Origin of the sequence: Erythrobacter sp. NE805, from assembly GCF_046452355.1 — a bacterium.
Taxonomy (GTDB): domain Bacteria; phylum Pseudomonadota; class Alphaproteobacteria; order Sphingomonadales; family Sphingomonadaceae; genus Erythrobacter.
Window position 1 is genome coordinate 78,083 of sequence record NZ_JBKFDI010000004.1, and the last position, 21,113, is coordinate 99,195.

Sequence of the window (21,113 nt, forward strand, 5' to 3'; positions counted from 1 at the left end):
GTCTCCCTCTCTCATCCCCACAGCAGCGGCTGGTGCGGCTGCGCGATCCGGCCATTATCGTATGCGAAGCCATGCGCGACGTCCTCCGCCTGGAGCAGCGGACCGTCGAGGTCGGCGAATTCGCACAGCTGCGCGAGCACCATCGCCGGGGCCATGCACAGCGACGAGCCGTTCATGCAGCCGACCATCAGCCCGAAGCCCTGCGCCCGCGCCGCCTCGGCGAGCGCCAGCGCGGCGGTGAGCCCGCCGGTCTTGTCGAGCTTGATGTTGACATAGGCGAAGCGGCCCCGCGCGAGCGGCAGGTCCTCGATGCCGTCGATCAGCTCGTCGGCACACAGCGGCACCGGGCTGTCGTAGCCATCGAGCCCGGCCTCGGCGCCGACCGGAACGGGTTGCTCGAGAAGCACCACGCCGAGCGCCGCCAGCTCCGGTGCCAGGTCGCGCACCATCTCCGGCGTCCAGCTCTGGTTGGGGTCGACGATCAGCCGGCTCGCCGGGGCCCCGCACCGGCTCGCGCGGATCGCGGCGAGCGGGTCCTCGGCATTCACCTTGATCTTGAGCAGCGGATAGGCGGCGAACTGCCGCGCCGCCGCTTCGTGGGCCTGCGGCGCGCGAATCCCGATCGTCCGGCTGACCGTCACGGGGCGCGGTTCGAGCCCTGCGCGGGCGAAGGCCGAGACGCCCGACTGCCGCGCCTCCAGGTCCCACAGCGCCGCATCGAGCGCGAAGCGCGCGCCGCCCGGCGGGAGGAGCGCCAGCAGCGCGTGCCGGTCGATCCCCTGCTCGATGCGGCCGCGCACCGCCTCGATCTCGGCGCTCATGCTCTGCGGAGTCTCCCCCGCGTAAGGCACGCCGCAAGCCTCGCCGCGCCCGCACCGGCCTTCGGCATCGGTCACGCGGACCTCGAGCACCGGCTGATCGTCGCGCGAACCGCGGGCGATGACGAAGGGCTCCCTGAGCGGCCAGATGCGCTCGGTCAGCGCGAGCCGCAGCGTCATGCGAGCACCGCGTCGACCGCCGCCGCGATGCCGAAGCGCAGCGGATCGAAGACCGGCAGGCCCTCGCTCGCCTCGAGCGCCGCCGCCAGCGCCCGCGCGTCGGCTTCGCCAAGCGAGGAGGTGTTGAGCGCGATCCCTGCGAACCGCACCTGCGGATTGGTCAGCCGCGCCAGCGACAGGTAGAGATCGCGCGTCTCGCCGAGGCTGCGGAAGGGAAAGCCCGGTGTCGAGGCGATCGCGCTGCGCGAAGGATCGTGGCACAGGATCAGCACGTCGGGCTGCGAGCCGTGGAGCAGGCCCAGCGTCACCCCGGCGAAAGAGGGGTGGAGGATCGCGCCCTGGCCCTCGATCACGTCCCAGTGATCGGGGTGCGCGGCGGGCGAGAGCGTCTCGGCCGCCCCGGCGATGAAGTCCGACACCACCGCGTCCATCGCGATGCCGTCGCCCGCGATCATGATCCCGGTCTGGCCGGTCGCGCGGAAATCGGCGTCGATCCCGCGCGACCGCATCTCCCGCGCGATCGCGAGCGAGGTGTATTTCTTGCCCAGCGCGCAGTCGGTCCCGACCGTCAGCAGTCGCTTGCCCGGGCGCCTGTGCCCGGTCGCGATGGGGAAGGGCCGGCGCGGGTGGCGCACCTCGTGCAAGGTCCGGCCGAGCCGCTGCGCCGCCTCGGCGATCGCGGGCACGTCGGTCAGCCTTGCGTGGAGGCCGCTGACGATGTCGAGCCCGGCCTCCATCGCCTCGAGGATCGGCGCGATCCATTCCTCGGGAAGCGCCCCGCCGACCGGCGCGATCCCGAGCACCATCGCGCGCGCGCCGGCCTCGCGCGCGGCGCGGGGGCGCATCTCGGCAAGGCCGAGATCGATCGCCTCGGCGCCGAGCCGCCACTGCGCGACGCAATCCTGCGGCGCCCAGTCCCTGATCCCGAGCGCCGTCTTGGCGCTGCGCAGCACGCTCTCGCGGCCCATGAACATGAGGTAGGGCTTGGGGATCATGCAAGGTCCTCCGGGAGCACCGGCAGCAGCAGCCGCGAAGGCCGCGCCGCATCGTGGAACACGGTCTCGCGCGCCTCGCGCACCGCGATAGCGGTTGCGGTCGGCTCGCCGGTGTTGGGGTTGGGGTCGAGCAGCGGGAACAGGCTCGATCCGATCAGCAGCCGCAACCGGTGGCCGGGCGCGAGCCGGTGCCCGACGTGATCCATCTCGATCCGCACGCGCACCGGCTCGCCCGGCACGAGCGGCACTTCGCGGTCGAAGCCCTCGCGATAGCGCAGCCGCAGCTGCCCGCGCGAGAGCTGCGTGGTGCGGCCATCGGGCGGCACCTCGGCGAGCCAGCAGAACACGTCGCAATCGGGCGCATCGGCGGCGACGTGCAGCTCGGCCACGAACCTTCCGTGGAGCGTCAGCCCCTCGGCGAGCGGGGCGGAGGTGTAGACGAGCACGTCCTCCTGCCGCTCGCGCTCGCGCAGGTCGAGCACCAGGTCGGGATCGAGGAAGGCGCCGACCGGCACGAAGGGCAGATCGGGGGTGCTGACGAAGCTGTCGGACGGCTCGTCGCTTTCGGGCGGTGTCCGGTCGAGCGTGCCGTGGCCGCGCAGGTTCGCCAGGCCGTCGCTGTGGAGATACCACGCCTCCTCGCGCGCCGCCGGGTGCGGGTAGGTCCCGGCGGCGAGCCAGCGGTTCGCGCCGGTGACGAAGGTGGTGGCCCGCCCCGGCAGCCGCGGGCCTTCGCCCTCGCCCTTGAGGTGCCGGTCGAAGAAGGCGAGCCGCGCTGCGGCAAGGTCGAAGGCGCCCGCCTCGCCCCAATGGTGCGCGCCGTAGCCCGCGCCGCCGCCGACATAGGCCTGGCCGTGATCCCACGGGCCGATCAGCAGGCGGCGCTCGACATCGGCGGGCGCATGGCGCTCGAGCATCTCCCACAGGTGCTGGCTGCCCATCGAGCCGTCGAACAGGCCGGTGACGACCATCGTCGGCACGGTGATGCGCGCATAGTCCGCCGGGCCGAGCATCCGCGCCGCGTAGAAGTCGCCGAGCACGTCGTGGCTCACGGCATCGCGGTAGTAGCCGAGCCGGTCCTCGCTGAGCACGCCGCCCGCCGCGTCGATCGCGGGGCGCGACAGCAGCCGCTGCCAGATCGCCGGGTTGCCGAGGAAGGCGGCATTGCCCCACAGGCCGGGCGTGAGCTCGGCAAGGCTGTCGACGGCGGTGAACTGGGTCCAGCCGAGCGCGTGCTGGCGCGAGAAGATGCCGCCGAAGCGCGGCGTGTCCTTGAAGAAGTGCGTCGAGGGGACTGCGGGGACGATGCAGCGCAGCGCCGGGGGCGAGGTGACTGCCGCGGCCAGCTGGGTCATCGCGGCGTAGCTCGATCCGTCCATGCCCACCGCGCCCGAGCACCACTCCTGCGCGGCAATCCACTGGATCGTGTCGTAGCCGTCGCTGCGGTCGAGCGGGTTCATCATCGCGAAGTGGCCCTCGGATTCCCCGACCCCGCGGATCAGCTGAAAGACCACGGCATAGCCCGCGTCGCGATAGGCGAGCGCGCCGAGCCGCGCCCAGCCGAGGGCGTGTTCCTTGTAGGGCGTGCGGAACAGGATCGCGGGGAAGGGGCCCGCGCCCTCGAAAGGCAGCCACACCCAGGTGGCGAGCCGGATGCCGTCGCGCATCGCGACCTGCCGGCGCAGCGTCGGTCGCGGCATGCGCTCGATCTCCGGGGCCCGCCCGGCCGATGCCTGCGCGAGGATCGCGGTCGAACTGCTGGCGCTGGTGTGTTCGTTGCGTGCCATGGGTCTCTATATGACTGTCAAGTCACTTATGACAGGATCGCCGGGCTTCGTCCAGTCCCGCGCGTGGCGGGGCGGAGATCGGCCGGGTCCGGGCGGGCGCTGCGGGCATCTCAACTGTTCCCCCTCCCAGCGTCGCCCAGACCCCTTCCACACCCCTTTCAGACCCGTCCAGACCCCCTCCAGCCTCCCTCTCGCGGCGATGTTTCGCGTGAAACATCCTCATTCCCGGCGGGCGCGGCGCGTTAAGAAGCAAAGGCGCATTGGATATGAACAAGCGGTGGTTCTGGCGCGCCCGCCCGACCGGTAGAACGGCGGCGCCCGCAACCGGAACCCGAACCTGCACCATGATCTCCAACTGGCTCGCCGACCTGCAATACCGCTTCGGAGCGACCGTCGCGGCCTCCGGGCTGATCGAGCCCGACACCTCGTGGAGCGCACAGCTCCTCTCGTCCGACCGCCTGTGGATGCTGATCGAGGGCACCCACGTGCTCGCGCTGATGCTGTTCGTCGGGACGATCCTGTTCGTCGACCTGCGCCTGCTCGGGGTGACGATGCGCAGCGTGCCGGTGTCGCGGGTGACCGATCAGGTGCTGCCCTGGACGATCGGCGGCTTCGTGCTGCTGATCGTGACCGGCGGGCTGCTGTTCTTCTCCAACCCGCTGGAATACTGGCACAATGCCGCGTTCCGCGTGAAGCTCGTGTTGCTCGCGGCCGCGGCGATCAACATCTTCTGGTTCCACTGGCGCGTCCAGGCGAACCGCGCGGACTGGGACCGCGCGCTCGTCGCGCCGCGCGCCGCGCGCATCTCCGGCGCGGCCTCGCTGATGCTGTGGATCGCGGTCATCTTCGCGGGCCGCTACATGGCCTACGACTGGACCAAGTGCATGAGCCCCGGCCCGGTGGTCGCGGCGCTCGCCCAGTGCGAGGTCTACGACCGAACGCTCGAGCGGGTCGATGCGGAGCTGGCGCTGTGAGCCTCGGGCTGGTGACCCTCCTGCCCGGGCTCGAGGCGCCGCTTCGCGCGCTGGCGGAAGCGCCGTGGGTGCAGCAACTCAACCACACGCAGTGGCTGTTCGCCATCGTCGAGACGACCCACCTCCTCGCCATCGCCGTGCTCGGCGGCGCGGTGCTGATCCTCAACCTGCGGCTGCTCGGCGCCGTCCTCACCGACGTGCCCGGACGCACCGTCGAGGCGGCGACGCGGCCCTGGCTGTGGGCGGGGACCATCGGCGCACTCGCGACGGGCACGTTCATGGGCCTCGCCACCCTGTCGAACCTCATCACCAGCGGTGCCTTCGTCGTCAAGATGATCGCGCTCGTCGCGGCGATCGCGCTCAGTCTCGCGGTCTCGCGCGAGGTGCGGCAGGCGGACGCCGGCGACCCGCGCCCGCCTTTCGCGCTTGCCCTCGCGGCAGGAGGGCTGTGGCTCGCGGCACTGATCCTCTTCGCGAGCACCGCGGCGCTCGCTTCGGGAGCGCTGCTGGTGGCGCTCGCGGGCTTCGCGCTGTTCGCCGCGGGCCTCACCCGCTACCGCGTCGCCTACCTCGCCGTCCTCGGCGTGCTGCTCGCCGGCGCCCTTGCCGCCTCGCTCCTGACGGGGGGCGAGGCCGGTCCGGCGCCCGGGCTTGCCGCCATCCTCCTCGCGCTTGCTGCCGCGGTCGGCTTCGGCCGCTTCGAGGCGCGTGCGCGTGCAGGCGCGGTGTTCGGGCGGCTTCAGGTCGCGGCCCTGTCTTCGTCGCTCGCGTGGATCACCGTCGCGGCGGCAGGCCGGTGGATCGGCTTCAGCTGAACTATAACTTCGCCGAGTGAAACGAATACTTCGGCCGCGCTCTTACAGAGCGGATCGAGTTCGTTCATTATGCTGCCGATTTTCGCCCTCGCATAAGCATATGACGAAAGCTTTGTTCTGCCCAACATCATGACTTCATAGAACCTGCTGACACGCAATCAGCAACAGGTTCCAAGATGTCAGATACAGCCCAGCGTCAATTCCGCATCGGTCGCACCGCCGCGCTCGCGCTCCTCGGCTCGGCGATGAGCGCGAGCCTCGCCACCGCGCCGGCCCATGGTCAGACCGCCCCGGTGGCTCCGGCGGCGAGCCCGGCCGGGGAGACACCCAAGCTCGACAAGCCCGCGATCGACGCGCTGCTGGCATCGCCCGAGAAGGTCCTGTTCCTCGACGTGCGCCGTGCCGACGAGATCAGCCAGATCGGGGGCTTTCCGGCCTTCCTCAACATCCAGATCACCGAGCTCGACCGCTTCCTGAGCGCGATCCCGCGCGATCGCCAGATCGTGACCGTGTCCAACCACGCAGGCCGCGCGCAGCGGGCGGCAAAGCTGCTCGCCGCGAAGGGGTTCACCGTCATCGGCGCCGTCGGCGTCCAGGACTACGCCCAGGAGGGCGGCTTCCTCTACGGCCAGACGGTGCTCGCCCCGGCGATCCCGGGGGTCGTGGCGGCCAATACCCGGGTCGAGGTGGTGCGCGAGGGCTTCGAGGGCACTGAGGGGCCGATCGCGCTCCCCGACGGGTCGGTGCTGTTCACCGAGAACCGCGCCGACAGGATCGTCAAGCTCGGCCTCGACGGCTCGGTCTCCACCTATCTCGAGAAGACCGGCGGCGCCAATGCGCTGGCGCTGTCGGCGAAGGGCGAGCTTCTGGCGGTGCAGACCGCGCCCTCGGGCATCGCGGTGCTGCAGCCTCAGCCCAAGGTCCTCGCCGCACAGTTCGAGGGCAAGCCCTTCAACCGCCCGAACGACTTCGCGCTGGCCCGCAGCGGGCACATCTACTTCTCCGACCCCGGCGCGCCCGTCGCAGCCGGGACGCCGCCGCCCGCGACGCCGCCCAAGACCGGCTTCTACTGGCTCGATCCCAAGGGCAAGGTGCGGCTCATCGCCGACGACATCCGCCGCCCCAACGGCGTGGCGTTGAGCCCCGACGAGAAGACCGTCTATGTCGCCAACACCGCCGGGGAGTTCGTGCTCGCCTGGACGGTCAACGCCGACGGCAGCCTGACGGGCCGCCGCGATTTCGCGAAGCTCGCCGGGTTCCGGCAGGGGCCGACCGGACCGACCAGCGGCGCCGACGGGATCGTCGTCGACAAGGACGGGCGGGTCTTCGTGACGAGCACGCTCGGCATCGAGGTGTTCTCGCCCGAGGGCACGGCGCTCGGCGTCATTCCCCTGCCCAAGCAGCCGCAGAACCTCGCCTTCGGCGGGCCGGAGCACGCGCATCTCTACGCCGTCGGACGCGGCTCGGCCTATCGCATCGCGACCCTGACCAGGGGCGTGGATCGCCCCGGCAAGTGACCGGAACTTCGAAAACAGGAAAGGTCATGATGTCGGCAACATCCACCAGCCTGCGCGCGCTTGCCGCGGCGCTGCTCCTCACCGGAGCCTCGGCGGCCTACGCGCAGCAGGGCCCCTCGGCGGCCGGCGATGCGCCCGAGGAAGAGGACGCCGCGAGCGAAGACCGCGGGATCATCGTCGTCACCGCGCGCAACAAGGAGGAGGACCTGAACAAGGTCCCGATCCCGATCACCGTGCTCGGCGCGGACACGCTCTCGCAGCAGCGGGTGTTCACCATCGCGGACCTCACCCAGCGCGCGCCCGGCCTCACCGCCACCACCCCCAACGCGCGCCGCACCGGCGTGTCGCTGCGCGGGCTCGGCAAGACCAGCGGCAACGACAATGCCGAGGCCGCGGTCGGCACGATCGTCGACGACGTGTTCCTCGGCCATGTCGGCATGACCTACCAGGACTTCACCGATCTCCAGCAGGTCGAGGTGATCCGCGGTCCGCAGGGCACGCTGCTCGGCAAGAACACCTCGCTCGGCGTCATCAAGTACACCACCAAGCTGCCGACCTTCACGCCCGAGGGGACGCTCGAGATCGAGAACGGGATCGAGCGCAGCTCCTTCAAGGCGCGCGGGTCCTATTCCACCGGGATCGTCGACGACCTGCTCGCGATCCGCGCCTCGTTCTTCCTCGACAAGCAGACGGGCGACATCGTCAACGTCAACCCGGCGATCGGCGGGCGCTGGCACGAGCGCGACCGCTGGGGCGGGCGGGTGCAGCTGCTGTTCACGCCGTCGGACGACATCACGATCCGCATCAACGCCGACCGTGCGGAGACCAACGAGAAGTCGAACACCAAGCCGTGGATCATCGATCCGACCCGGCTCGACGACGGCTCGGTGCGCGGCACGACCTACACCTCGCGCCTCGCGCGCAGCTATTTCGCCGGCTACACTCCGGTGATCGGCTCGACCCGGCGCATCGACGTCGACCAGGCCGAGCCGCTCGTCACCCGCAACGGCGGTGTCTCGCTGATCGTCGACTGGGATACCGGCGCGCTCCAGGTGCGCTCGATCTCGGCATGGCGCTCGCTCCACTTCGACGCGAAGAACGACAGCGAGCAGACCCGCTTTGCCATCGCCCGCGGCGGGACGCTGGTCGACACCGAGCAGTGGTCGCAGGAGATCCGGGTCAGCGGCGACATCACCGACAGCATCGACTTCCAGGCCGGGCTGTTCCTGTTCGAGATCGACACCGAGACGACCAGCCGCACCCTGTTCGGCCGCGATGCGGGCGCCTTCTACGCCTCGAACGCGCAGTTCAACGCGCTCAACACGCCGGCGAACCTGCCCTTCCTGCGCGCCAGCCTCGAGAACATCTTCTCGACCACCTTCCAGAACCCGGTGTCGAAGAGCCAGGCGGTGTTCGCGCAGGCCAACTGGCGACTGACCGACCGGCTGACGCTCACCGGGGGCCTGCGCTACACCTGGGAGCAGAAGGACAACATCACCACCCGCGGCGCACGCTTCGTCGACGGCAGCCCGCTCGTCTCGACCGGCAACGCCGCCGCCGATGCGATCCGCGCGACCCAGCTCGGCGCGGCCTACACCAATATCGAGGGCGACCCGATCCGCGACGGCTCGGTCTCGTGGCTCGTCAACCCCAGTTACAGCCTCACCGACGACATCTTGCTCTACGCCTCGGCGAGCGGCGGGGGCAAGTCGGGCGCGGTCGCCTTCCTCAACGACGGCACCCGCGCCAACGTCGAGCCCGAGCGCACCACCGACTTCGAGCTGGGCGTGAAGGGCGCCTTCTTCGACCGCGCGCTCCAGCTCAACGTCAACCTCTACCAGACCAACGTCCGCGACTACCAGAACGTGACCAGCTACGCCGATCCGGAATCGCCCACGGGGTTCAGCTCGCGCCTCGGCAACATCCCGAAGATCCGGGCGAGGGGGGTCGAGGTCGACGGGCTGCTGAGGGTCAGCGACGCGCTGTCGGTGACCTTCGGCGGTGCCTACAACGACGCGATCTACACCGACTGGTCGACCGCGACCTGCCCGCGCAATGTGCCCTCGTCGATCGTGGTGTGCGACAACACCGGCCGCCAGATCGTCGGCGCGCCGAAGTGGAACGTGATCCTCGGCTTCACCTGGGACCAGCCGATCGGCGACAGCGGCTTCACGCTGCGGGTCTTCGCCAACGACACCTACCGTTCCGCACAGAACCTCGAGCAGCTGCTCTCGCCCTACGGCGTGCAGGACGGCTACCACCTCACCGACGCGGGGATCGGCATCGCCAAGGAGGTGGGCGAGGCAGAGATCGAGCTCAGCATCGTCGCCAAGAACCTGTTCGACACGATCTACACCACCAGCGTCAACGACTTCAGCAACACCGCGCCGGTCGGCTACGACGGGGTCGGCCCCCGCCGCTACGTCGGCGCGCTGCTGCGCGCGACCTACTGAGGGAGAGCCAAAGGGATGAACCGCAAACTGCTTCTGACCGGAGCCGCCACGGCCATGCTTGCGCTGGCAGCGGTGCCGGTCGCGACGATGGCCCACCACGCCTTCGCCGCAGAGTTCGATTCCAGAAAGCCGCTGGTAATCGACGGGGTCGTGACCAAGGTCCGCTTCGTCAACCCGCACAGCTGGATCTATCTCGACGTCAAGGACAAGGCCGGCAAGGTTACCAACTGGGGCTTCGAGTTCGGAACGCCCGCCTCGCTGCGGGCGCTCAACATCACCCGCGAGAACGTCCACGCCGGGGTGCCGCTGCGCCTCGCCGGCTACCGCGCCAAAAACGGCGGGCCGTTCGGTTATGCGACGACGATCGTCCTGCCGGGCGGGCGCAAGGTCCAGATCGGCAGCGCCCCCGACGCCCCGCCGCCGCCGGTGGAGAAGTAACATGCGGGGTAAGGCAACCCTTCTGCTGGCCCTTTCGGGTGCGCTCCTCTCTCCCGCGCACCAGAGCGTGTCGGCGCAGGTTGCCCCGGCCGGGGCGCCTCAGCGCGCTCCGGCCGACATCCCGCGCGCAGCCGACGGCAAGCCGGACTTCTCGGGCATCTGGCAGGTGCTCGGCGAGGCCGACTATGATCTCGAGCCCCACGCCGGCCGCCGCGACGCGCCGCCGGGGCCGGGCGTGGTCGACACCGGCAGGATCCCCTACACCCCCGAGGCGCTCGAGCGGCGCAACCGCAACTTCGCGGTCCGCGCGACCGAGGATCCGCGCCTCAAGTGCTGGGTGCTCGGCGTGCCGCGCGGGGTCTATTACCCCGCGCCCTTCCAGATCTTCCAGCGCGACAAGGACCTGACGCTCGTCCACCAGTTCGGCAACCAGGTGCGCACCATCCGCAAGGACGGCTCGGACCATCCCGAGGAGAAGCAGCAGGAATTCTGGCTCGGCGACAGCCGCGCCCGGTGGGAGGGCGACACGCTGGTCGTCGACGTGGTCGACTTCAACGAGGAGACCTGGCTCGACCGGGCGGGCAATTTCCACGGGCCCGACCTTCACGTGGTGGAGCGCTGGAGCTTCCTCGACGCGAACACGATCGCCTATTCCGCGACGCTCGACGAGCCCGGCATCTACACCCGCCCCTGGACCGTCTCGGTGCAGCTGCACCGCCGCCGCGACCCTGGTTTCCAGCTGATCGAGGACTATTGCTACACCTTCGAATACGACAGCTTCTATCCCCACAAGGACGGCGAATGATGAAGGCGAGGATCGCTTCGGCAGCCGCGGCGCTGCTTCTGGCCGGGATCGCGCCGGTCGCGCTGGCACAGGAGGCCGCTGCACCTGCGGCCCCGACCCCGCCCGCCAACGCCAACCGCTGGGAGAAGACGGTGCCGACGATCGCCTCGGGCGAATGGACCGGGCCGCGCCTCGCTGACGGGCAGCCCGACGTGAGCGGGTTCTGGTCGAACACGATCTCCAATCACAGCAACTTCACCGATCCCCAGGCCGGCCCCCCGGGCGAGCCGTCGGCCGCCGCCAAGCTCCCGCGCGACCAGCGCGCGCCGAGCCGCGTTTCCGACCCCGCCGACGGTGAGATCCCCTATCTCCCCGCCGCCCGCGCGCTGCAGGAGGATTTCGCGAGGAACTTTCCCAACCCCGACAAGCCGCGCTACATCGAGCCGCTCGCGCGCTGCGCGCCGGGCGGGGTGCCCAAGTCCTTCATGTGGCACGGCTACGAGGTGCGCCAATATCCCGGTTACGTCGTCTTCCTGTTCGATTCCGGAACGCGGATCATCCGGCTCGACGGCTCGCCGCACCTGCCGTCCGAGATCAAGCTGTGGAACGGGGATTCTCGCGGGCACTGGGAGGGCAACACGCTTACCGTCGACACCCGCAACAACAACGGCAAGGCGCTGTTCGGCCGCTACGGCGACTTCATGAGCGAGAATGCGACCGTCGCCGAACGCTTCGTCTTCGCGCCCGACGGCTCGCGCTTCAACTATGTCGCGACCTTCACCGACCCCACGGTCTATGCGCGGCCTTGGACGGCGACCATCCCCGCCCGCCGCTATACCACCGCCGACACGCCCGACGGCTGGCACTTCGACGTGAAGCCGGTCAACGCCCCGGGCAAGCCGCTCGAATACGAGCACTGGGAGCGGATCTGCGCCGAGAACAACGGCCCCTTCGGCGGGGGCGCGGTGGGCGTGCCGTCCGACGGACCGGTCATCGACCGGTGAGGCGCAGGGGCCTCACCGCTCCAGGTGCAGGTCGTGGCGCTGCGTGAAGGGCGCGATCTGCGGGGGCGGGGCCGACTGCGGCGCGCGCCGCTTGCCGCTCAGCACGTCCGGATCGAGATGCGGCGCGAGCATCGCGGCGAAGCGGTAGGCGTAGTTTCGCAGCAGGGTCCCCTTCTGCAGCGCGACCTTGGTCACGCTCGAGCCGAACAGCCGCTCCGAGCCCGGCACGATCCGCGGCTCGTCGGCGCAGGGGCGGCCGACCATCGCCATCTGCGCGACGATCCCCACGCCCGCGCCGAGCCGGACGTAGGTCTTGATGACGTCGGCATCCATCGCCCGCAGCCGCAGGTCGATCTCGAGCCCCGCTTCCTCGAACATCTCGACGACCCGCGCACCGCCCGAAAACTCGGCATTGTAGGTGATGATCGGGTAGCGGGCGATGTCGGCGAGCGTCACGTCGTTGAGGCCGAGCAGCGGATGGCCCTCGGGCGCGATCACCACGTGCTGCCAGGTGAAGCAGGGATGAGTCTCGAGGTGGGGGTTGGCATCGAGCGCCTCGGTCGCGACGCCGATGTCGGCCTCTCCCCGCACCAGCGCGTCGACCACGAAGTTGGGGCTGCCCTGGAGCAGCTCGACCTCGACCTTGGGGAACAGCTCGCCGAAGGCGACGAGCAGGCGCGGGAGCACGAAGTTCGCTTGGTTGTGGGTGGCGGCGATGATGAAGCGCCCCTTGTCCCCCTGTGCGAACTGGTCGGAGAGGCGCTTCAGGTTCTCGGCCTCCTGGAGCAGGCGGTCGATGACCTGCGCCGCGCTCTCTCCTGCCGGCGTGAGGCCGACCAGCCGCTTGCCGCGGCGCACGAAGATGTCGACCCTGAGTTCGGTCTCGAGCTCGCGGATCTGCTTGCTCACGCCGGATTGCGAGGTGAAGAGCTCGCCCGCGACCTTGGTGAGGTTGAGGTCGTTCTTGACCGCGGCGCGGACGTAGCGGAGCTGCTGGAAGTTCATCCGCGCCCTCCCGGGCCGGCGATGAGCGTGCTGCGGGAACGCGGAATTCTTGGCAATGCCGGCATTTGAGAGCGCCTCCTTCGCTGTGGGGCAGCATCCTGCGAAGGGTAGCAGCTGTCTCAACCAATCTAGTAGAGAATGCTTCGCGCGGCAAGTCCGTTGCGACGACCCGCCCTTCGAACCGAGGGGAATGTCGATAGCGCGAACGAAGGCTTAGTTGCCGGTCCGCACGGGATTATGGACCAAGGACCGGCCGCGCGATGGCCGCGAGCGAGAATTGCGAGGTCCCCGTGCAGCACCGCGTCCTGTCCCTCGCCGCCGCCGCGCTCGTCGGGGCGGGCGTGACCCTGCTGTTCCTCGGCCACCGCGGCGAGGCGCAGGAGGCGCTGCCGCTCCCCGAGCTGATGGGCCACGTCTTCCAGCGCAACGCCCGCCAGCTCTGGGCCTGGACCGCGCTCGAGAACGACGCGAACGGCAACCGTTCCGGCGCGCCCGTCAGCGAGGAGGAGTGGGAGGACGCGGAGAGCGATGCGCTGACGCTGCGCCACTTCGCCGCTATCCTGAGGGAGGCGCCCTACCGCCTCGACGATCCGCGCTGGGACAGCCTCGCCCGCAACCTCGACACCGCCGCGGCGGCGAGCGCGGCGGCGGCCGAGCGCAAGGACTTCAAGGGCCTCCACGCCGCGGGCGAGGCGATCAACGCCAGCTGCATCGCCTGCCACGAGGCCTTCGCCCCCGCGCTCGAGGCCAAGCCGCCGCCGGTGCCGATCCTATAGGTCGACCCGCACCTCGGCGAGCACCCGTCGGCTCGTCGAATAGAGGAACGCGCCGTTCGAGGCGACCTGCCAACCGTAGTCGTTGAACACGTTGGCGAGTTGCACCCGCAGCAGGGCGCGGGTCGAGCCCACCGAGAAGCGGTAGCGCATCCCGAGGTCGAGCGTCTCGCGCGGCGGGGCCGACAGGCTGTTGGCGGGATTGCCGATCCGTGCGGACAGGCTCTCGAAGGCGAGGTCGAAGGACAGCGGGCTCCTCCCCCCGTCCAGCCGCCAGTCGAGATTGGCGATCGAGCGGCGCCGGATCGAGCCCACCGGACGCGGGCCGATCGCGCCCTCATCGACCAGCTCGCCGCTGATCCGCGGATCGAGCAGCACGGTGCCGAGCACCATCGTCAGGCCCGGGCGCAGGCTCCCTGCGAGAGAGACCTCCGCGCCGCTGTTGGACGAGGAACCGAGCTCGCGGTAGAGCAGGTCGTTGTCGAGATTGTAGTAGGGCTTGCGGATGCGGAACACGCCCGCGACAAGGCTGAGATTGCCGGTGAGGGCATAGCGCAGGCCGAGATCGATCTGGCTGGTGCGGATCGCGGGCGGGATCGTGCCGCGGTTGACGGCATTCTGCGGCGCGGCGGCGATCTCCTCGAAGCCGCGCATCCAGCCGCCGTAGAACGAGAGGCTGGGCGTCACCGTGTAGGTGCCGGTGAGGCTCCCCGTGACCGGCGTGTCGCGGGTCGCCGTCACGAGCCCGGCGCTCACGAAGTCGATCGTCTTGCGGTAGCGCGAGGCGGCGATCGCGGCGTCGACGAGGAACCGCCCCGGGCGAGTCAGCGAGTAGGCGAGGCCGATCGAGCCCTGCTCGGACTCGTCGGTGTCGTCCACGCCGAGCGCGATCACCGGGCGCGGACGCTCGTCGGCGAAGGCGAGAGTGCTCGGGCCGAGCGAAATGCGCTGCACCCCGCCGAAGCGCCGGTCGCCGGTCCGGCCGCGCAGGCTCGCGGTTAGCCGGTGCGCGAGCGGCCCGTCGGCGAACACCCGCGAGACGCGCAGCTCTCCGGAGAGCGTGCGATCGCGGTTGTTGCCGTCCACCACCATCACCCGGTTGGCGACCGTGCCGTCGGGCCGCAGGTTCGCGAAGAGGTCGGTGTAATTGGCATCGACCCGGCGCTCGGCGCGGAACAGGCCGGCGTCGAGCTGCCAGTCGCCGAGCGGGAGCTTGGCGAGCGCGCCGTAGACCTCCTGCGAATTGTCGCGCTTGCTCCAGCTCTGGCCGATCGTCTCGCGGCGCTCGATGCGCGGCGGGAGGTAGTCTCCGCCGGGGAAGAGCGCGGGCGCGGCCTCGTCGTCATAGGTGCGGGTCTTGCCCCAGAAGGCGACGACGCTCGCCCCGTCATAAGGCTGCCAGCCGAGCCCGCCCGAGGCGATCCACGACTTGTAGTCGCCCCCCTCGTGGCGGTTCTGGCGGCGGATCGTGCCGCCCGCATAGGCCCTGAGGCCGTCCACCAGCTCGACGTTGCTGTCGATGCTGGCGACAAGCGATCCGAACTGGCCGCGTTCGAGGAGGATCGTGAACTGGCCTGCGGCGGCCGCGGCGGACAGGTCGAAGTCGACGATGCCGGTGGGGGCAGGGAAGGGGTAGCCCTGCGCCGCGATCCCGACCCGCACCCGGCTGCCGCGGATCAGCCGGTTGGGCAGGCGGTCGACGGGCGCGAAATAGAGCCCCTCGATCCGCGCATTGCCGGCATCGACCGGCGAGAAGCCGCGCACGTCCTCGTTGGTGTAGAGGCCGATCCGCTCGTTGCCGACCGTCTGGCCGAAGGCGTCCTTCGCGTTGGTGACGACATTGTCCTCGACCTGCTGGGCGAGACCCATGTCCGGCACGGTGCCGAGGACGGCCGCTGAGAGCACCATGGCACGGCGGCGGAACGTCCTTGCCGTTCCGGGTGCCGGGACTGCCGTGTCGGGGAGGTGGTGATGGCGCTTCACGCGCGCCGGGGTAGAAGAGAAATGGCAAGGCGGAAAGGATCGGGATAGCAAATGCTACTTCCGCAAGGTCGCAACGCCGCCGGTCGCGAGGAACGCATGGTTGCCTTGACCCGCGCGGCGCGCTTCAAGGGGCGGCGCCCGCCGCGCAGAGTCCCGGGCGGCAAGGAGGGTCCCGATGCACCAGCGCCGCACCGCCGCCGCCCGCAAGCGCGCCCCGTCCCGCGCGCCGTCCCGGGAGGGCATGGTGCACATCCCCGGCGGCACCTTCACGATGGGATCGGAGCGCTTCTACCCCGAGGAGGCGCCGCTGCGCCGGGTCAGGGTCGATCCCTTCTGGATCGACGCGGCCCCGGTGACCAACGCGCAGTTCGCCGCCTTTGTCGCCGCGACCGGGCACGTCACCCTCGCCGAGATCCCGCCCGACCCGAAGGACTACCCCGGCCTCCTCCCCGGCATGGACCGCGCCGGGTCGCTGGTCTTCACCCGCCCCGAAGGCCCGGTCGACACCCATGACGCCGCGCAGTGGTGGCGCTTCGTCGCCGGGGCGTGCTGGCGGCATCCGCTCGGCCCCGGCAGCGACCTCGAAGGGCTCTCGGATCACCCGGTGGTGCAGGTCGCCTATGCCGATGCGCTCGCCTACGCCAAGTGGGCGGGCAAGGACCTGCCGACCGAGGCCGAGTTCGAGTTCGCCGCGCGCGGCGGACTCGAGGGGGCGGATTATGCCTGGGGCGACGAGCTGGCGCCGGGCGGGGCGATGCTCGCGAACTACTGGCAGGGCGCCTTCCCGGGCGAGAACACCCTCGCCGACGGGTGGGAGCGGACCTCGCCGGTGCGCCACTTCCCAGCGAACGGCTACGGCCTCCACGACATGATCGGCAACACCTGGGAGTGGACCCGTGACTGGTGGAGCGCGGTGCCGGTCACGGGTGCGGGGAAGAAGAGCCCGTGCTGCGCGATCTCCAACCCGCGCGGCGGCACCCTGCGCGGCAGCCTCGATCATTCGCTCCCGGGGGTGCGGATCGGGCGCAAGGTCATCAAGGGCGGCTCGCACCTGTGCGCCGCCAACTACTGCCGGCGCTACCGCCCGGCCGCGCGCCATCCCGAGACGATCGACACGTCCACCACCCATATCGGCTTCCGCTGCGTGGTCCGCGAGGCCTAGCGCGCCGCGCCGGCTCAGCCCGAGCGCCTTTGTCATGGCCGCGGGCCGCGAAGTGATTGGCCCGCCCGCGCCCGAACCCCGATCACGGCTTGCGCGCCGGGCGCAGGGCCCGGTCCGGGAACAGGCCGCCATGCACATCGACGCCGTCTATGATTTCCTCTGCCCCTGGTGCCTGATCGCCAAGCGCGAGCTCGCGCTCGCTCTCGCGCAGGAGGGCGAGGAGGGGGTGACGATCACCTGGCACCAGTTCATGCTCAACCCCGGCTTCGACCGGGCGGGGCACGATTTCCTCGAGGTGTTCCGCGCCAAGTATGGCGAGGCCTTGCAGGTGCCGATGTGGGAGCGGGTGCGCTCGGTCGGCGCGCCGCTCGGCATCGCCTTCGCCTTCGAGAAAATCACCCGAGGCCCCGCCAGCCTCGACGGCCATCGGCTGGTGCGCTGGGCCGAGAAGCAGCGTCCGGGCAGCGCGGGCGACCTCGTCGAGGCGATCGCCCGCGGCTTCTACGAGCGCGCCGAGATCATCGACTTCGCCTTCCTCGCGCGCACCGCCGCCGCGCACGGCTTCGACGCCGAGGCCGCGCTCGCGCACCTCGAGAGCGATGCCGACCTTGCCGAGCCCTTCGCCGAGACCGAGGCATGGCGCGCGCAGGGCGTCACCTCGATGCCCCACTTCCGCCTGCACTTCGCCGACGGGCGGACCGAGATCCTCACCACCACCTCGACCGAGGCCTTCGCCGACGCCCTGCGGCGCGACCGGGCGCTTCGCGTCGCCGCGGCGGAGGGCTGAACACCCATGCGCATCGCCTGCATCGGCGGCGGCCCGGCCGGGCTCTATTTCGCCATCGCCATGAAGCTCAGGGGCCCCGCGCACGAAATCGCGGTGTTCGAGCGCAACCGCGCGGGCGACACCTTCGGCTGGGGCGTGGTGTTCTCCGACCAGACCCTCGCCAACTTGACCGCCACCGATCCGGTCAGCGCCAAGACCATCGCCGACAGCTTCGCCCACTGGGACGACATCGCGACGACGGTCGACGGCGCAACCAGCACCTCCTCGGGCCACGGCTTCATCGGCATCGGCAGGAAACACCTCCTGCAAATCCTTCAGGCGCGCGCGGCGGAACTGGGGGTCGAGCTGCACTTCGAGCACGAGTGTTCGAGCGACCCCGCCGACTACCCCGGCTACGACCTGATCGTCGCCTCGGACGGGGTGAACAGCGCGGTGCGCACGCGCTTCGCCGAGCACTTCGAGGTCGACATCGACGTGCGCCGCAACAAGTTCATGTGGCTCGGCACGCACCAGCTCTTCGACGCCTTCGCCTTCATCTTCGAGCCCACGCCGCACGGCTGGGTCTGGGCCCACGCCTACCGCTTCAACGCCGATACTTCGACCTTCATCGTCGAATGCTCGCCGGAGACCTGGGACGGCCTCAGGTTCGCGCACATGGAGCAGGACGAGGCGATTGCCTTCTGCGAGACACTTTTCGCCCGGCATCTGGGCGGCAACCGGCTGATCTCCAACGCGGCGCACCTCAGGGGCTCCGCCAACTGGCTCAATTTCCGCCGCGTCTCCTGCGGGCGCTGGTCGCGGGGCAACCTCGTGCTGCTGGGGGATGCGGCGCACACCGCGCACTTCTCGATCGGCTCGGGCACCAAGCTCGCATTGGAGGACGCGATCAAGCTCGCCGAGGTGCTCGACCGGCCCGGGCTGGAGGACCCCGAGGCGCTCGCCGCCGCGCTCGCCGAATACGAGGAGGAGCGGCGCACCGCCGTGCTGCGCATCCAGAACGCGGCGCGCAACTCGACCGAGTGGTTCGAGGACGTGGATCTTTATATCGGCTTTCCCCTCCCGCAATTCGCCTATGCGCTCCTCACCCGCAGCCAGCGGATCAGCCACGAGAACCTGCGCCTGCGCGACCGCGACTGGCTGGAGGGCGCCGAGCGCTGGTTTCGCGGGGCGCAAGGGGCGGGGGAAAGCACCGGCCAGCCCCTGTTCACGCCCTATCGCCTGCGCGACGTCGAGCTCGCCAACCGCGTCGTCATGGCGCCGATGCTCACCTACATGGCCGACACCGAAGGCTTCGCGGGTGAGAGCCACCTCGTCCACTACGGCGCGCGGGCGCTCGGGGGGACGGGGCTGATCGTCTCGGAGATGCTCGCCGTGTCGCCCGAGGGCCGCGCCACGATCGCCTGCCCCGGCCTGTGGGACGACGCGCAGGTGGCGCGCTGGCACGCGATCAACGCCTTCATCCATGCCAACTCGGACAGCAAGACCTGCGCCCAGATCGGCCATGCCGGCGCGCGGGCGGCCTGCAAGGCGCCCGAGGGCGGGCGCGGCTACGACGTGCCACTCGCCGAGCCCTGGCCGATCCTTTCAGCGAGCGCGCGGGCGTGGAAGCCGGGCGGGCTGGTGCCTTCCGAAGCGAGCCGCGAGGACCTCGCGCGGATCAAGGCCGATTTCGCCGCCGCCGCGCGCCGCGCCTATGACGCGGGCTTCGACGCGCTGGAGATCCACGCGGGCCACGGCTTCCTCCTGTCGAGCTTCATCACGCCGATCATGAACCGCCGCAAGGATGCCCTCGGCGGCGACCTTGCGGCGCGCATGGCCTGGCCGCTCGATGTGGTGCGCGCGGTCCGCGCGGCGTGGCCGGCGAGCCGCCCGCTGCTCGTCCGCATCTCGGCGACCGACTGGTCGGGCGACAAGGGCATCCAGCCCGCCGACGCGGTGGCAATCGCGCGGATGCTCAAGGCCGAAGGGGTGGACCTGATCGACGTCTCGGCCGGAGAGACCAACCCGCTCGCGCGCCCTGTTTATGGCCGGATGTTCCAGACCCCCTTCGCCGACCGCATCCGCAACGAGGCCGGCATTCCGGTGATGGCGGTGGGCAATATCGAGGATGCCGACCAGGCGAACGCGATCCTGCTGGCGGGCCGCGCGGACCTCATCGGCATCGGGCGCCCGCATCTCGCCAACCCGATGTTCACGCTCCACGCCGCGGCCAAGGCCGCCGAGGCGCGGGCCTTCGTGCCCGCCGCGGTGCGCCCCGGCTACGAGCAGCTCGCGCGCGCCGAGGCGAAGCTCGCCGAAGCGCTGCGGGCCTGACCCGGTGAGCTTCGTCCACCGCGAGACGGTGCGCTTCGCCCATGTCGATGCGGCGGGGATCGTCTTCTACCCGCGCTTCTTCGAGATGCTGAACGCCGCGGTCGAGGACTGGTTCGCGGTGCTCGGCCGCGACTTCCGCGCGCTCCACCTCGAGGACAGGATCGGCACGCCGACGGTGCGGCTCGACACCGAGTTCCTCGCCCCCGCGATGCTCGGCGACCTTCTCGACATCGCGCTGGTCCCGCTGAGGGTCGGCAGGAGCAGCTGCAACTACCGCTTCACCTTCACCGGCGGGGGCATGGTGCGCTTGAAGGGGCAGGGCGTGCTGGTGTGCATGGACCTCGACGCGAAGGCCGCGCGCCCCTGGCCCGAGGCGATCGCCGGGTCGCTCCGGGCCGCGCTCCCCTCAGACCTTGACGACGGGGTGGCGTAGGCGCCCGATGCCCTGAAGCTCGGCTTCGATCACGTCGCCCGGCCACACCCATTCCTGCGGGCTCCGCCCCGCGCCGACGCCCGCGGGGGTGCCGGTGGCGATGATGTCGCCCGGCTCGAGCGTGATGCCGGCGCTGATGTCGGCGACCAGCTCGTCGACCTTGAAGAGCATGTAGGCGGTGTTGCTGCGCTGCTTCTCGACCCCGTTGACCCACAGGGCGAGGTCGAGGGTCTGCGGGTCGGGAATCTCGTCGGCGGTGACGATGCAGGGGCCCATCGGGGCGTAGGAATCCTGGCCCTTGGAGTAGATCCACTGGCCCGCCCGGCGGTTGTCGCGCGCGCTCATGTCGATGACGAGGCTGTAGCCGAAAACGTGTTTGAGGGCATCCTCGCGCGCCACGCGACGCGCGGTGGTGCCGATGATCGCGGCCAGCTCAACTTCCCAGTCGAGCTGCTGCGTGATTGCGCCGTTGTGCCGGATCGGCTCGTCCGGCCCGATCACCGTCGTCGGGGGCTTGGAGAAGATCACCGGCTGGCGCGGCAGGTCGGGCGAGGTGTCGAGGCTCTGCGCGCTCTCGGCGACGTGTTCGGTGTAGTTGAGGCCGATCCCGAAGATGTTCTTGCGCGGGCGGGGGATGGGGGCGAGCAGCTTGACGTCGGCGAGCGGCAGGGCGCTGCCGAGCGGGAAGCGTTCGCCGCAATCGGCCAGCAGCTGCGCGGCGACCGCCACGGCGTCGGGCCCCAAGTCGATGAATTCGAGCATGGTCGAGGGCAGGTCGACGCCGCTCGCCGCGCCGAGCTTCGCGAGGTCGACCACCCGGTCGTCCTGGATCGCGCCAAGCCGCGCGGCCGCCTCGACATGGCGGCGATAGGTCACGAGTTTCATGGAAAGT

18 protein-coding genes are annotated in these 21,113 nt (G+C 70.4%); 12 read left to right on the forward strand and 6 right to left on the reverse strand.

Features of this window, described 5'->3' with window-relative positions; translation table 11 throughout:
• Window positions 1–11 precede the first annotated feature (11 nt).
• The 3 genes from ACLBKU_RS14470 to ACLBKU_RS14480 are packed head-to-tail and all read right to left on the reverse strand — an operon-like array spanning window position 12 to window position 3,780.
• Window positions 12–998, reverse strand: coding sequence for a dipeptide epimerase (locus ACLBKU_RS14470; RefSeq protein WP_410180261.1), 987 nt, complete (start codon window positions 996–998; stop codon window positions 12–14).
• Window positions 995–1,993: a DUF1611 domain-containing protein gene (locus ACLBKU_RS14475; RefSeq protein ID WP_410180262.1), complete on the reverse strand. Its 999-nt coding sequence runs from the start codon at window positions 1,991–1,993 to the stop codon at window positions 995–997. The genes ACLBKU_RS14470 and ACLBKU_RS14475 overlap by 4 nt, the downstream gene beginning before the upstream one ends.
• Complete coding sequence (locus ACLBKU_RS14480) at window positions 1,990–3,780, reverse strand: CocE/NonD family hydrolase (protein ID WP_410180263.1); 1,791 nt, start codon at window positions 3,778–3,780, stop codon at window positions 1,990–1,992. Before ACLBKU_RS14480 ends, ACLBKU_RS14475 begins: the two co-directional genes overlap by 4 nt.
• Before the next feature lie 344 nt (window positions 3,781–4,124).
• Here ACLBKU_RS14480 and ACLBKU_RS14485 point away from each other — a divergent pair, with 344 nt between their 5' ends.
• The 7 genes from ACLBKU_RS14485 (at window position 4,125) to ACLBKU_RS14515 (ending at window position 11,765) form a co-directional block, all read left to right on the forward strand.
• The gene (locus ACLBKU_RS14485; RefSeq protein ID WP_410180264.1) at window positions 4,125–4,754 is read left to right on the forward strand and encodes a DUF6644 family protein; all 630 of its coding nucleotides are present in this window, start codon (window positions 4,125–4,127) and stop codon (window positions 4,752–4,754) included.
• Window positions 4,751–5,569 (forward strand): DUF6644 family protein, encoded by an 819-nt coding sequence (locus ACLBKU_RS14490; protein WP_410180265.1) that lies wholly within the window; start codon window positions 4,751–4,753, stop codon window positions 5,567–5,569. The genes ACLBKU_RS14485 and ACLBKU_RS14490 overlap by 4 nt, the downstream gene beginning before the upstream one ends.
• 176 nt (window positions 5,570–5,745) lie before the next feature.
• Window positions 5,746–7,086: an SMP-30/gluconolactonase/LRE family protein gene (locus tag ACLBKU_RS14495; RefSeq protein WP_410180266.1), complete on the forward strand. Its 1,341-nt coding sequence runs from the start codon at window positions 5,746–5,748 to the stop codon at window positions 7,084–7,086.
• A gap of 26 nt (window positions 7,087–7,112) precedes the next feature.
• Window positions 7,113–9,539: a TonB-dependent receptor gene (locus ACLBKU_RS14500; protein WP_410180267.1), complete on the forward strand. Its 2,427-nt coding sequence runs from the start codon at window positions 7,113–7,115 to the stop codon at window positions 9,537–9,539.
• Between the two features lie 15 nt (window positions 9,540–9,554).
• Complete coding sequence (locus ACLBKU_RS14505) at window positions 9,555–9,977, forward strand: DUF6152 family protein (RefSeq protein WP_410180268.1); 423 nt, start codon at window positions 9,555–9,557, stop codon at window positions 9,975–9,977.
• Window position 9,978: 1 nt separating this feature from the next.
• Window positions 9,979–10,782 carry a hypothetical protein gene (locus ACLBKU_RS14510; protein ID WP_410180269.1) on the forward strand — a complete coding sequence of 268 codons (804 nt, stop codon included), beginning with the start codon at window positions 9,979–9,981 and terminating at the stop codon, window positions 10,780–10,782.
• Window positions 10,779–11,765, forward strand: a complete 987-nt coding sequence (locus ACLBKU_RS14515) for a hypothetical protein (protein ID WP_410180270.1) — start codon at window positions 10,779–10,781, stop codon at window positions 11,763–11,765. Before ACLBKU_RS14510 ends, ACLBKU_RS14515 begins: the two co-directional genes overlap by 4 nt.
• A gap of 12 nt (window positions 11,766–11,777) precedes the next feature.
• On the opposite strand, the gene ACLBKU_RS14520 is transcribed toward ACLBKU_RS14515, so the two are convergent.
• Complete coding sequence (locus ACLBKU_RS14520) at window positions 11,778–12,770, reverse strand: LysR substrate-binding domain-containing protein (RefSeq protein WP_410180271.1); 993 nt, start codon at window positions 12,768–12,770, stop codon at window positions 11,778–11,780.
• A 260-nt stretch (window positions 12,771–13,030) separates the two neighbouring features.
• On the opposite strand from ACLBKU_RS14520, the gene ACLBKU_RS14525 reads away from it, so the two are divergent.
• Complete coding sequence (locus ACLBKU_RS14525) at window positions 13,031–13,546, forward strand: hypothetical protein (RefSeq protein WP_410180272.1); 516 nt, start codon at window positions 13,031–13,033, stop codon at window positions 13,544–13,546.
• On the opposite strand, the gene ACLBKU_RS14530 is transcribed toward ACLBKU_RS14525, so the two are convergent.
• Window positions 13,541–15,451 carry a TonB-dependent receptor domain-containing protein gene (locus tag ACLBKU_RS14530; protein ID WP_410180273.1) on the reverse strand — a complete coding sequence of 637 codons (1,911 nt, stop codon included), beginning with the start codon at window positions 15,449–15,451 and terminating at the stop codon, window positions 13,541–13,543. The two genes, ACLBKU_RS14525 and ACLBKU_RS14530, sit on opposite strands and share 6 nt — an antisense overlap.
• Window positions 15,452–15,767: 316 nt before the next feature.
• Here ACLBKU_RS14530 and ACLBKU_RS14535 point away from each other — a divergent pair, with 316 nt between their 5' ends.
• From ACLBKU_RS14535 to ACLBKU_RS14550, 4 genes are all read left to right on the forward strand, one after another.
• Window positions 15,768–16,688 carry a formylglycine-generating enzyme family protein gene (locus ACLBKU_RS14535; protein WP_410180558.1) on the forward strand — a complete coding sequence of 307 codons (921 nt, stop codon included), beginning with the start codon at window positions 15,768–15,770 and terminating at the stop codon, window positions 16,686–16,688.
• 130 nt (window positions 16,689–16,818) lie between these two features.
• Entirely contained in the window at window positions 16,819–17,475 is a 657-nt protein-coding gene (locus ACLBKU_RS14540) for a DsbA family protein (protein ID WP_410180274.1), read from the forward strand.
• A gap of 6 nt (window positions 17,476–17,481) precedes the next feature.
• Window positions 17,482–19,788, forward strand: coding sequence for a bifunctional salicylyl-CoA 5-hydroxylase/oxidoreductase (locus tag ACLBKU_RS14545; RefSeq protein ID WP_410180275.1), 2,307 nt, complete (start codon window positions 17,482–17,484; stop codon window positions 19,786–19,788).
• 4 nt (window positions 19,789–19,792) lie between these two features.
• Window positions 19,793–20,221: an acyl-CoA thioesterase gene (locus ACLBKU_RS14550; protein ID WP_410180276.1), complete on the forward strand. Its 429-nt coding sequence runs from the start codon at window positions 19,793–19,795 to the stop codon at window positions 20,219–20,221.
• Here ACLBKU_RS14550 and ACLBKU_RS14555 read toward each other — a convergent pair.
• Window positions 20,195–21,106, reverse strand: coding sequence for a fumarylacetoacetate hydrolase family protein (locus ACLBKU_RS14555; RefSeq protein ID WP_410180277.1), 912 nt, complete (start codon window positions 21,104–21,106; stop codon window positions 20,195–20,197). The two genes, ACLBKU_RS14550 and ACLBKU_RS14555, sit on opposite strands and share 27 nt — an antisense overlap.
• Between the last annotated feature and the right edge of the window lie 7 nt (window positions 21,107–21,113).

Excerpts from the sequence above, each read along its gene's own strand:
- ACLBKU_RS14495 (WP_410180266.1), top strand. The coding sequence starts at position 5,746 with ATGTCAGATACAGCCCAGCGTCAATTCCGCATCGGTCGCACCGCCGCG.
- ACLBKU_RS14485 (WP_410180264.1), top strand. The coding sequence starts at position 4,125 with ATGATCTCCAACTGGCTCGCCGACCTGCAATACCGCTTCGGAGCGACC.
- ACLBKU_RS14505 (WP_410180268.1), top strand. The coding sequence starts at position 9,555 with ATGAACCGCAAACTGCTTCTGACCGGAGCCGCCACGGCCATGCTTGCG.
- ACLBKU_RS14515 (WP_410180270.1), top strand. The coding sequence starts at position 10,779 with ATGATGAAGGCGAGGATCGCTTCGGCAGCCGCGGCGCTGCTTCTGGCC.
- ACLBKU_RS14520 (WP_410180271.1), bottom strand. The coding sequence starts at position 12,770 with ATGAACTTCCAGCAGCTCCGCTACGTCCGCGCCGCGGTCAAGAACGAC.
- ACLBKU_RS14470 (WP_410180261.1), bottom strand. The coding sequence starts at position 998 with ATGACGCTGCGGCTCGCGCTGACCGAGCGCATCTGGCCGCTCAGGGAG.
- ACLBKU_RS14535 (WP_410180558.1), top strand. The coding sequence starts at position 15,768 with ATGGTGCACATCCCCGGCGGCACCTTCACGATGGGATCGGAGCGCTTC.
- ACLBKU_RS14500 (WP_410180267.1), top strand. The coding sequence starts at position 7,113 with ATGATGTCGGCAACATCCACCAGCCTGCGCGCGCTTGCCGCGGCGCTG.
- ACLBKU_RS14555 (WP_410180277.1), bottom strand. The coding sequence starts at position 21,106 with ATGAAACTCGTGACCTATCGCCGCCATGTCGAGGCGGCCGCGCGGCTT.
- ACLBKU_RS14510 (WP_410180269.1), top strand. The coding sequence starts at position 9,979 with ATGCGGGGTAAGGCAACCCTTCTGCTGGCCCTTTCGGGTGCGCTCCTC.
- ACLBKU_RS14480 (WP_410180263.1), bottom strand. The coding sequence starts at position 3,780 with ATGGCACGCAACGAACACACCAGCGCCAGCAGTTCGACCGCGATCCTC.
- ACLBKU_RS14545 (WP_410180275.1), top strand. The coding sequence starts at position 17,482 with ATGCGCATCGCCTGCATCGGCGGCGGCCCGGCCGGGCTCTATTTCGCC.
- ACLBKU_RS14540 (WP_410180274.1), top strand. The coding sequence starts at position 16,819 with ATGCACATCGACGCCGTCTATGATTTCCTCTGCCCCTGGTGCCTGATC.
- ACLBKU_RS14525 (WP_410180272.1), top strand. The coding sequence starts at position 13,031 with ATGGCCGCGAGCGAGAATTGCGAGGTCCCCGTGCAGCACCGCGTCCTG.
- ACLBKU_RS14530 (WP_410180273.1), bottom strand. The coding sequence starts at position 15,451 with ATGGTGCTCTCAGCGGCCGTCCTCGGCACCGTGCCGGACATGGGTCTC.
- ACLBKU_RS14475 (WP_410180262.1), bottom strand. The coding sequence starts at position 1,993 with ATGATCCCCAAGCCCTACCTCATGTTCATGGGCCGCGAGAGCGTGCTG.